This is a genomic window from Allorhizocola rhizosphaerae (genome assembly GCF_003426775.1).
In the GTDB taxonomy this organism is placed as follows: domain Bacteria; phylum Actinomycetota; class Actinomycetes; order Mycobacteriales; family Micromonosporaceae; genus Allorhizocola; species Allorhizocola rhizosphaerae.
Genome location: NZ_QJUG01000272.1, coordinates 1 through 10093, shown reverse-complemented (window position 1 = coordinate 10093; position 10093 = coordinate 1). Strand labels below are relative to the sequence as shown.

Below are 10093 nucleotides of genomic sequence, written 5' to 3'. Positions count from 1 at the left end.
CGCACGACCTCCCGCCGCGCGGGGTCGAGGCGGATGCCCGCGCGGTCGAGCACGGGCGGCGCGGCGGGGCGTGCCCGCCGGGCCAGCGCCCGCACGCGCGCCTCCAGCTCAGCGAACGCGAACGGCTTGGGCAGGTAGTCGTCGGCGCCCAGGGACAGGCCCGCCACCCGGTCGACGATCTCGGCCGCGGCCGTGAGCATGAGCACGCGCGTGTCGGCGCCCGACTCGACGATCGCCCGGCACACGTCGTCGCCGTGCACGATCGGCAGGTCTCGATCCAGCACGGCCACGTCGTATTCGTTCACGCCCAGCCGTGCGAGCGCGGCATCGCCGTCATATACGACATCCACGGCTATAGCGGATCGACGCAGGCCCTCGGCGATGGCGTCCGCCAGCAGCTGTTCGTCCTCGATAACCAGTACGCGCACGCGCCAATACTGCCTGTGTCCCGCGTAAGGCTGCCATAAGGAAATGCGCTAACAATGGTCTTACGCCCCGCCCGCTGGACTGCGCTCATGAGGATGCGACATTTCATCATCTCCGCCGCCGGCTTCTGGACTGAGCGATCTTGGGGTGGCCGAAGGCCGGGATTCCAAGATCGGGAGGGAGGAAGCCGGTTTAAGGGCGGCGATGCCGCGCGTTGCTTCGCACGCGCGAAAATCACTGCCGTGCTGGGAGTGCTCGCCCTGGGCGTGCTCGGTGCGTGCGCCCAGCCCGAGACTGAGGGCGTGGCCACGGCGAGTGGCCAGACGAATCAGGTGAGCAACGACCCCGACAAACCCGCCGACAACCCGGAGGAGCGCACGAAGCAGTTCGTGGAGTGCCTGCGCGCCGAGGGGCTCGACGTTCCCGACCCCGAGCTGGGAGATGGGACGGGCAAGACCGCGCTGCGGTTCCTCGCCGAGGGCGGGAAAATCGACAAGGCAAAGTTTGGCCCGGCGATGGAGAAGTGCAGCAAGTATATGCCCGAGGGCGGCCGCAACGTGCAGCTCACCCCCGAGCAGCTGGAGCAGGCGCGCAAGTTCGCGCAGTGCATGCGCGACAACGGCGTGTCCGACTGGCCCGACCCGGACCCGGCGACCGGCGGGTTCGCCGGCGGCGTGCAGGTCAACAAGGACGACCCGAACCTGCGCACCGCGATCGACAAGTGCCGCAGCAACATCGGCATCGACCGCGAGTCCCCGAAGCCGGGAACGGCCGGATGAAGCGCAGACTGTTCATCGCGGCGGGGGCGGTGGTCGCTCTGGGCGGTGCCGGCGCCGCCGCCGTCGGTTTTGGAGGGTCTCAAGGGGCGGCGCCGAGGCGCTCCACGCAGCCGGCCAAGACCGCCGACATCACCCGGGCCACGCTGACCGACTATGAGGAGCTCGACGGCGAGCTCGGCTACGGCGAGGAAATCCCGTTACGCCTCCCCGGTGGGCAGGGCATCGTCACGTGGCTGCCGCCCGTCGGGTCCACTGTGGACCGTGGGCAGCCCGTGTTCAAAGTGGACAACGAACCCGTCGTGCTGTTGTTCGGTGAGCTTCCGCTGTATCGCGCGCTCGCGAGCGACGCCGAAGGGCCCGACGTCAAGCAGCTTGAGGACAACCTGAGGGCGTTGGGCTACACCGGGTTTACTGTGGACGAGAAGTTCAGTGGGTCGACCGCCACGGCCGTCAAGCGATGGCAGGAGGACCTCAGGCTCGCCGAGAGTGGTGTGGTCGCGCCCGGCCGGGTCGTCTATGCGGGCGGGCCGATTCGGGTAGCACAGCACAAACTCCGGGTCGGTGATGTCGCTTCGGGCGAGGTGATCGCTTTCACCGGTACCGTAAGAAAAGTGATTGTCAATTTGCCCATGGACCAGCAGCGTTACGCGGCGCCGGAGTTGGCGGTGCAGGTGACCCTGCCCGACGGCAAGCCGGTGCAGGGCAAGGTGGAAAGCGTCGGCACGACGGCATCCAATGGCGACGGTGGGCAGCAGCAGCCCGGCGGTGGCGGTGACAACGGACCGGCCACATTGGAGGTTGCCGTGTCCATCGCCGATCAGGCTGCGATCGGCACACTGCAGCGGGGTCCGGTGAAGGTGCGGTTCGTGGCCGAGGAGCGCAAGGACGTGCTGACCGTGCCGGTGGCGGCGCTGGTCGCGCTGTCGGAGGGTGGATACGGTGTGCAGGTGGTCGACGGCGAGTCGGCGCGCTACATTGCCGTGGAGACGGGCATGTTCGCAAACGGCCGGGTCGAGATTCGCGGTGGCGGGCTGCAGCCGGGCATGAAGGTGGGTGTTCCGAAGTGACACTCGTTGCACTGGAAGAGGTTTCGAAGACCTATCCGGGCGGGGTCACGGCGCTCGCCGGTGCGACGCTGATCGTCCGGAGTGGAGAGATGGTGGCCATCGTGGGCCCCTCAGGGTCGGGCAAGTCCACGATGCTGCACGTGATCGGCACGCTCGACCGGCCGACGTCGGGCACTGTCCACATTGCCGGGCACGAGGTGGCGCGACTGTCCGATCGCGAGCTTTCGGCGCTGCGGGCCTCGACGATTGGATTCGTGTTTCAGCAGTTCCACTTGGCGGCGGGAGTGTCCGCTGTGGACAATGTGGCCGACGGTCTGCTCTATGCGGGAGTCGGGCTCGCCCAGCGGCGTAGGCGGGCGGAGGAAACCCTCGTGCGGGTTGGGCTCGGGCACCGGCTCAAGCACCGGCCGCACGAGCTTTCCGGCGGCGAGAAGCAGCGGGTCGCGATCGCGCGTGCGGTGGTCGGCGATCCGGCGCTCGTGCTCGCCGACGAACCCACGGGCAATCTGGACTCGGCGTCCGGCGCGGGCGTGATGGAGCTGCTGCACGAGCTGCACGCGGGCGGCACGACGATCCTCGTGATCACCCACGATCGGGAGATCGCCGCCTCGCTGCCCCGGCAGGTCGAGATGCGCGACGGGCGGGTGATGGCGTGACCGTGTTGGCGCCCGCGCGTTTGCGACCGTCCGATGTGGTGCGTGTCGGTGGGTCAGGGCTTCGGTCGCGTCCGCTGCGCGTGTTCCTGTCGGCGCTGGGCATCGCGATCGGCATCGCGGCGATGCTCTCGGTCGTCGGGATCTCCACGTCGTCGCGCGCCGATCTGGACCGCACGCTGGCCCGGCTCGGGACCAATCTGCTCACGGTCGGGCCCGGCAACAAGATGTTCTCCTCGGAGCAGGCCAAACTGCCCCAGGACGCGGTGTCGATGATCGGGCGGATCGGGCCGGTCACGTCCGCCACGGCGACGGCCAGGCTTGCGGACACGCGGGTGTATCGCAACGATCGCATACCGGCCGGGCAGACCGGAAGCATCGCGGTCCAGGCCGCATACCTCGACCTGCTGGGCACGGTCGGCGGCTCCGTCGGCGATGGCGTGTGGCTCAACGAGGCGACCGCGCGCTATCCGGCGGTCGTGCTGGGCTCGATGGCCGCAGACCGGTTGGGCGTCAACGAATCCGGCACCGACGTGCACGTGTGGCTGGGCGGGGAGTGGTTCACGGTCATCGGGATCCTCGACCCGGTCCCGCTCGCGCCCGAGCTCGACCTGTCGGCTCTCGTCGGGTGGGAGGCAGCCGCCCGATATCTGGGGTTCGATGGGCACCCGACCACCGTCTACTCGCGGGCGCGGGAGGATCAGGTCACCGCCGTGCAGAAGGTGCTCGCGGCCACGGCCAACCCGCAGGCCCCGACGGAGGTCACGGTGTCACGCCCGTCCGATGCGCTGGCCGCCAAGCAGGCGACGGATGCGACGTTCACCGCGCTGCTGCTCGGGTTGGGCGCGGTGGCACTGTTGGTCGGGGGCGTGGGCGTGGCCAACACCATGGTCATCTCGGTGCTCGAACGGCGGGCCGAGATCGGGCTGCGGCGTTCGCTGGGCGCCACGCAGGGCCAGATCCGGGTGCAGTTCCTCGCCGAATCGCTTCTCCTGTCGGCACTTGGCGGATTGGGTGGGGTGGTGCTCGGCATCGCTGTCACGGCGGTGTACGCCGCGACGCAGGGCTGGCCCACTGTCGTGCCCGCGTGGGCCATGCTCGGTGGACTGGCCGCCACACTGCTCATCGGGATGATCGCGGGGCTCTACCCGGCGGTGCGTGCCGCCCGGTTGGCCCCGACCGAGGCCCTTGCGGCACCTTAATTGGCGTGAGCGTGCAGGCTATCGCGAGTAGCGTGCACGCTCACGCGCTTGCACCGGTGCGCCGATAGGCCCTTCATCAACCATCGTTCGGCTGTGGCTGAGCGCGATATTCGGCCCGGTGAGTGCATTAGCTGGCCCGGACCTAGTGGTGCGGCTTGGGATTCGGGGCCCTGCTTGCCCCAGTAGCTGCCCCAGTCGCCGTTGTGGTTGGCGAAGCCATCGAGCGTGGAGAAGATGTCGAAGGTGTATGTGGCAGTCATGGTGTCTCCTTGCGGGAAGTTGGTCGCGCCGCGCCTTGCGGCGGCCTCACCCCTGCTACGAACACCATCGTCCCGATCCGACACGCCTCCCGGATTTCTTTCAAGATTTTTAAAGCCACCGCCATCGAGGAGCCCCTGGGCCTGTCCTCGATGAGCGGCGTCCTGGCCGGCAGCTTCTATCGTCTGCTGCCGGCCTGACGGCCCCGCCTCACTTCAGGTGCCGGAGAACCGGTTCCCGTCGTCCCCCTCGTACTGTGGGAGCCGGTGTGCCCGCCCATGTTGGCGTGCAGCGTCTTCTCCTTGGAGCCGAAGGGGTCGAACAGGTCCAGGGCCAGCTGCCGGTCGTTCGGCAGCAGGGCGTGGCGGTTTAGGCGATGCTGCACGGTACCCCGTTGAGGGTGAACGAGTTCGGCCGGCCGGTGTTGCCGGTGTGGTTGGCCTGGAAGCCCATGCTCACCGACGCGTTCGTGGCGATGGTGGCGTTGTAGGACACGTTACGGGCGGTTACCGCGCCGCTGTTGGGTGAGATGGTCGTGCTCCACGTGCCGGTGATGGTCTGTCCGCTGGGGAGGGTGAAGGCCAGCGCCCACCCGTTGACGGTAGTCGTTCCGGTGTTGGTGATGGTGACCGATGCGGTGAGGCCGGTGTTCCACGCGTTGACCGTGTAGCCGACGCGGCATCCGGGCGGGACCGGCGTGGACGGCGACGGGCTCACGCTGGGCGAAGTGCTGGGCGAGGTGCTGGGCGATGGCGAAGTGGTGGGCGAAATGCTGGGTGAAGGCGACGGGTCGCGGTCGAGGCCGAAGAACCGGATGGCGGCCAGGGCCATACCGCTCATGGGCAGGCTGTGTCCCGCGCCTTGGATGCCGTACGTCTCGACCAGGACGGTGCCCGACGAGTTGGCGTATTGGCTGCGGTTCCAGTTGGCCTGCGGCGTGTCGCTGCGGGTGGGCGTCTGGCTGAGCCCGAACACGTTGGTCCACTGCTCCATCGACTCCTGCAGCCGCGAGTACGGCACGAGTGTGTCGTTGCTGCCGTGCCACAGTTGCATCCGCGGCCGCGACCCGCTGTAGCCGGGATAAGCCTGCCGCGCCATGTCGCCCCACTGCTGCGGGGTCAGGTTCTTCTCCCGGGTCGTGCATGAGCTGTTGCCCGGTGCGTAGTCGGCCGCGTTGGCGAAGCAGCCGAACGGCACGCCCATGAAGGACGCACCGGCCTTGAACACGTCGGGGTAGACGGCGGCCATGTGCTGGGTCATCATGCCACCCGAGGAGCTTCCGGTGGCGAAGATGCGCTGCCGGTCGCCGTTGTAGCGCTGCGCCGTGTAGTCCACCATCGAGTTGATTGACACGGGATCGCTTCCGCCGCCGCGGCGCTTGGCAGCGTCGGACCACGTGTCGAAGCAGTTGCCGAAGCCGGCCTGCTGGGTGGCGGTCGGGTAGATGACGATGAAGCCGTACTGATCGGCCAGCGAGGCGAACTGGCTGCCCGAGTAGAAACCGGGGCCGGACCCGCCGCAGCCGTGCATCGCGACGACGATGGCCGGGTTGGTCGGCCGCCTGTCCGGCACGTAGATGTGCATCCGCATGCCGCCGGGGTTGCTACCGAAGCTGGTCACCTCGACCAGCGTGGCGGCCGAGGCGGGGGACGACAGGGCGATGCCGCCGAGGGCGAGGATGACGGCGCCGGCGAGCGCTGCCGGCACGGTCCTGACTCTGATCATCGCAACCTCCATAGATGGATGTCAGTCAGTCGTAAGCGCACACATTAGGCGTCTTGCTGACGACCGTCAACACAATGCCAAACATGGATGCCGCTATCCTGGCCGGATGACGCCGTTGGGTCCGCCGGAGGTGCGCCCGCAGACCCTGCTGCTGACCTTCCTCGGCAGGGCCGTGCTGGGCCGCGACATCGCCGTCTGCTCGGGCACCTACCTGGCGGTGATGGACCGGCTCGGCGTCTCCGAGCAGGCGATCCGCTCCACGCTGAGCCGCATGGTCGTGCGCGGCCTGCTCGCCCGCCATCGCCGCGGGCGCAAGATGTACTTCGGGCTCACCCAGCACGCCGAAACCGTGCTGTCCGAGGGCGAACGCCGGATCTGGCACGCCGGCCCGGTCAACCGCGACGAGGACGGGCCGTGGACGCTGCTCGGGTTTTCGCTGCCCGAGTCGCGCCGCGACGAGCGGCACCTGCTGCGCTCGCGGCTGCGATGGGCGGGCTTCGGCCTGCTGCGCAGCGGGCTGTGGATCGCGCCGGGCGTGGTTGACGTCGTGTCGCTGTGGCCAGATGACCGGCTGCGCGACCACATCCAGGTGTTCCACGGACATCCCGCCGAGGCGGAATCCGTGAGCCGGATGGTGGGCGACGCCTATGACCTGCCCGCGATCGCCGCGCGCTATCGGCAGTTTCTGCGCCGCTGGGACGCGCCGCGCCCGCTGCGTGCCGCGCCGGACGATCTGGCCCGGCAGCTCTGGCTGATCAGCGAATGGCTGCTGATCCTGCGCGATGACCCGAGGATTCCCTTGCGCCACTTGCCCTCCGACTGGCCCGCGGTCGATGCCGAGGCCGTGTTTCATCGGCTGCACGACGCGCTCGCGGCGGGCGCCCAGAAGGTGCTCGACGACGTGATGGACGCGGTCGAGATTTAGCGCTCATGCTCCGCCCACCATGTGCGCGCCATGGCCCGCCAGCGCGGGTGCCGGTCGAGTAGCAGCTTGCGCGCCTGCTCGCCGCTCCAATGTGGAGGAAGCAGGGTCGGTGGCAGGCCGGGGTCGGCCAGGAGCAGCCGGCGCCAGTGGTAGAGCAGGTGCGCCAGTTCGGCAAGGGCCGACTCGGGGGTTTGGGGACGCGCGGCGCCGAAACGGTCGAGGAAAGCGCGGTATTGCCGGTCCAGTTCGTCGACATCCCACGCCTGGGTCACGAGTCGCCCGCGTTCGCCGGGGTCGTCGAGCCGTGCGTGCAGCAGCGTGCCCTGCACCGCGTCGCCCAGCGACGCCAGCGCCTCGCGTGCCTCGGTGGCGTGCGACGGATGCGGGCTCAGCCAGACGCCAGGCCCGATCGAGCCGAACCCCGCCCACCCCAGCAGCGTGCGCAGCCGGTGCCGCAGGTTGCGCTGGTTTTCGGGCACGGTGGCCAGTAGGAGCAGCCACTCGCCGGTCCAGTCGCTCTCCGGTCCCGACGCGAACAGCCGGTCGCGGGCGGCCGCGAGGGAGTCGCGCCCGGCGGGCGTCAGGTGCCAGCGGGTGCGCCGGCCGATGCGGCGCGGTTCGAGCAGGCCGGCGGACTCGCTGCGGGTGAGGGCCTGTCGTGCCGCCTTCTCCTCGAAGCCCACCAGGCCCAGCGCCTCGACCACGGTGTGCGTCCACGCCGCGCCGTCCTGCCCGAAGGCATAGTCGCCGAGCAGGATCAGCAGGTATGCCCGTGCGCTGGGCCCGCGTGTCCTAGCTGGACGGTCGACCTCGTCATCCATCGGAAGTATCGTGCCACCCTTCAAACGATATTCCCCATTGCCTTGACGCCAGACTAGGGTTGTGTCGCATTATAGATGAGTGCCCGGCACCGAGCCCGTCCTACGGGTGCGTGACCTCCACGTCTCCTACGGAGGCGCGCTCCGGGCGCTTCACGGCGTGTCACTGGACGTGCCGGCCGGTGGCGTGGCTGCCGTGCTCGGCGGCAACGGCGCGGGCAAGAGCACGCTGCTGCGGGCCATCTCCGCGACGCTGCGCCTGTCCGGCGGGGCGGTCGACGCGGGTTCGGTCGAGTTCGAGGGCCGCCGCCTGGATCGCCTGGACTCGGCGGCCGTTGTGCGTGCGGGTGTGGTGCAGGTGCCGGAGGGCCGGCAGGTCTTCGAGCACCTCACGGTCGCCGAAAACCTGCGCGCCGGCGCGATGGTGACGCCCTCACGCAGTCGGGCCGCCGCGCGCGAGCGCGTGCACGAGCTGTTTCCGGTGCTGCGCGAGCGGGCGGGCCAGCCGGCCGGGCTGCTGTCGGGCGGCGAGCAGCAGATGCTCGCGATCGGGCGGGCGCTGATGGCCCGTCCCCGCGTCCTGCTCATGGACGAGCCGTCGCTGGGGCTCGCGCCGCGCATGGTGCACCGCATCGGCGAGATCATTCAGGAGATCAACCGGCAGGGCACCGCCGTGGTGCTGGTCGAGCAAAACGCGTCTCTCGCTTTGCGACTGTCCGATGTGGCCTATGTGCTGGAGGTGGGCCGGGTGACGCTGTCCGGCCCGGCCGCGCAGATCGCGGCCACGCAAGACCTCAGCGACCGCTATCTGGGCGGGCGTTCCAAGGCGGCTTCGGCCTTGCGGCGCAGAGGATCCGAGGCCCTGATCGTGCAGGGCCTGAGTGTGCGCTTCGGCGGTGTCGCCGCCCTGTCGGACGTGTCGCTGACCGTTGCCGCGGGCACAGTGCACGCCCTCATCGGACCCAACGGGGCGGGCAAGTCGACCTGTCTCAATGTGCTGACCGGCGTCTATCGTGCGGCGCAGGGCAGCGTGCGCTACCAAGACACGGAGCTGACGACGCTCCGTCCACACCGGATAGCACGGCTGGGCATCGGCCGCACCTTCCAGAATCTGGCGCTCTCGGCATCATCGACCGTCGCCGACAACATGCTGCTGGGCTGTCACCGGCTCCACCGTGCCGGATTTGTCAGCGCGGGCCTGCGCCTGCCCGCTGCCCGGCGGGAGGAGGCACAGGCGCGCAGCCGGGTCGAGCGGATCGCGGCGCTGCTTGAGCTTGACGGGGTGCTGCGCGATCCGGTCGGCACGCTGCCTTACGGCGTGCGCAAGCGCGTGGAGCTGGCGCGGGCGCTGTGCGGCGAGCCGTCGCTGCTCCTGCTCGACGAGCCGGTCGCGGGCATGACCGCCGACGAATCGGTCCGGCTCGCCGCCACGATCCAACGGCTGCGCGCCGAGCTCGATCTCACGATCCTGTTGGTGGAGCACGACATGGCCTTTGTCATGGGCATGGCCGACGAAGTCACCGTGCTCGATTTCGGCCGCCGCATCGCCTCCGGGAGTCCCGCGCAGGTGCAGCGCGACCCCGAGGTGATCCGCGCCTACCTGGGGGAGCCGGCCCGAGAGGAGTCCGTGCCGTGAACCACTTCTTCGAACTGCTCCTGAATGGACTGTCGCTGGGCTGCATCGACGCGCTGATCGCGCTCGGCTTCGTGATGGTATTCAAGGCGACCCGGGTGGTGAACTTCGCGTACGGCTCACTCTTGCTGCTGGGCGCCTTTGTTATCGGGCGGTACCATGCCAGCCTCGGCTTCGCCACCGCCGTTCTCCTGTCGATCGTGGTCACCTCGGCGATCGCCGCGCTGGCGGGTGTGGTGCTCCTGCGCCGGGTGCGCCTGGCCGACCCGGGCACGCTCGCGATCCTCACCCTCGGCGTCGACATCCTGCTGGCCACGGAGCTGACCCGGCAAATCGGCAGTGACCTGCTCACCACGGGCGACCCGTGGGGCGCGGCGGTCGTGACGATCGCCGGTGTCCACATCGCACAGACGCGCATCGTGGCGGCCGTCGTCGCGGTGTGCGTGGTGGCCGCGATATTCGCCGCGTTGAAGTTCACCGACTCGGGTGTCGCGCTTCGCGCGTCGGCCGAACGCCCGGCCACCGCCGCGCTGCTGGGCATCCGCCTGGGCCGGGTGGCGGCGGGCGCGTGGCTGCTCGCCGGTGCGCTGGCCGCCGTCGCCGGGCT

Annotated in this window: 11 protein-coding genes; 8 read left to right on the top strand and 3 right to left on the bottom strand. The window is 69.5% G+C overall.

The window, feature by feature from the left end:
• On the bottom strand, positions 1-428 hold a 428-nt coding region (locus tag DM816_RS36495), incomplete at its 3' end, for a response regulator (RefSeq protein ID WP_162908190.1).
• A 240-nt stretch (positions 429-668) separates the two neighbouring features.
• Between DM816_RS36495 and DM816_RS36490 the strand changes: the two genes are divergently transcribed.
• The 5 genes from DM816_RS36490 to DM816_RS36465 all read left to right on the top strand — a co-directional run bounded on the left by DM816_RS36490 (position 669) and on the right by DM816_RS36465 (position 4585).
• Positions 669-1205 (top strand): hypothetical protein, encoded by a 537-nt coding sequence (locus DM816_RS36490; RefSeq protein ID WP_117215077.1) that lies wholly within the window; start codon positions 669-671, stop codon positions 1203-1205.
• The gene (locus tag DM816_RS44015) at positions 1202-2272 is read left to right on the top strand and encodes a peptidoglycan-binding protein (protein ID WP_117215076.1); all 1071 of its coding nucleotides are present in this window, start codon (positions 1202-1204) and stop codon (positions 2270-2272) included. Before DM816_RS36490 ends, DM816_RS44015 begins: the two co-directional genes overlap by 4 nt.
• The gene (locus DM816_RS36480; protein WP_211589012.1) at positions 2269-2928 is read left to right on the top strand and encodes an ABC transporter ATP-binding protein; all 660 of its coding nucleotides are present in this window, start codon (positions 2269-2271) and stop codon (positions 2926-2928) included. The genes DM816_RS44015 and DM816_RS36480 overlap by 4 nt, the downstream gene beginning before the upstream one ends.
• On the top strand, positions 2925-4127 hold the full coding sequence (locus DM816_RS36475) for an ABC transporter permease (protein WP_211589011.1): 1203 nt from the start codon (positions 2925-2927) through the stop codon (positions 4125-4127). Before DM816_RS36480 ends, DM816_RS36475 begins: the two co-directional genes overlap by 4 nt.
• 203 nt (positions 4128-4330) lie before the next feature.
• Positions 4331-4585 carry a hypothetical protein gene (locus tag DM816_RS36465; protein ID WP_170318919.1) on the top strand — a complete coding sequence of 85 codons (255 nt, stop codon included), beginning with the start codon at positions 4331-4333 and terminating at the stop codon, positions 4583-4585.
• Positions 4586-4754: 169 nt separating this feature from the next.
• On the opposite strand, the gene DM816_RS36455 is transcribed toward DM816_RS36465, so the two are convergent.
• Positions 4755-6110: an extracellular catalytic domain type 1 short-chain-length polyhydroxyalkanoate depolymerase gene (locus DM816_RS36455; protein WP_246002564.1), complete on the bottom strand. Its 1356-nt coding sequence runs from the start codon at positions 6108-6110 to the stop codon at positions 4755-4757.
• 106 nt (positions 6111-6216) lie between these two features.
• Here DM816_RS36455 and DM816_RS36450 point away from each other — a divergent pair, with 106 nt between their 5' ends.
• Positions 6217-7035 carry a PaaX family transcriptional regulator gene (locus DM816_RS36450; RefSeq protein ID WP_117215072.1) on the top strand — a complete coding sequence of 273 codons (819 nt, stop codon included), beginning with the start codon at positions 6217-6219 and terminating at the stop codon, positions 7033-7035.
• Here DM816_RS36450 and DM816_RS36445 read toward each other — a convergent pair.
• Positions 7032-7856: a PaaX family transcriptional regulator gene (locus DM816_RS36445; protein ID WP_117215071.1), complete on the bottom strand. Its 825-nt coding sequence runs from the start codon at positions 7854-7856 to the stop codon at positions 7032-7034. The two genes, DM816_RS36450 and DM816_RS36445, sit on opposite strands and share 4 nt — an antisense overlap.
• 79 nt (positions 7857-7935) lie before the next feature.
• On the opposite strand from DM816_RS36445, the gene DM816_RS44910 reads away from it, so the two are divergent.
• Positions 7936-9489: an ATP-binding cassette domain-containing protein gene (locus tag DM816_RS44910; RefSeq protein ID WP_117215070.1), complete on the top strand. Its 1554-nt coding sequence runs from the start codon at positions 7936-7938 to the stop codon at positions 9487-9489.
• Positions 9486-10093 (top strand): ABC transporter permease subunit (locus tag DM816_RS36435; protein WP_117215069.1); only part of this gene is annotated, 608 nt, incomplete at its 3' end. The genes DM816_RS44910 and DM816_RS36435, both read left to right, overlap by 4 nt.

Bases quoted from the DNA above. Each gene is read 5' to 3' on its own strand.
- DM816_RS44015 (WP_117215076.1), top strand. From the start codon at position 1,202: ATGAAGCGCAGACTGTTCATCGCGGCGGGGGCGGTGGTCGCTCTGGGC.
- DM816_RS36445 (WP_117215071.1), bottom strand. From the start codon at position 7,856: ATGGATGACGAGGTCGACCGTCCAGCTAGGACACGCGGGCCCAGCGCA.
- DM816_RS36450 (WP_117215072.1), top strand. From the start codon at position 6,217: ATGACGCCGTTGGGTCCGCCGGAGGTGCGCCCGCAGACCCTGCTGCTG.
- DM816_RS36455 (WP_246002564.1), bottom strand. From the start codon at position 6,110: ATGATCAGAGTCAGGACCGTGCCGGCAGCGCTCGCCGGCGCCGTCATC.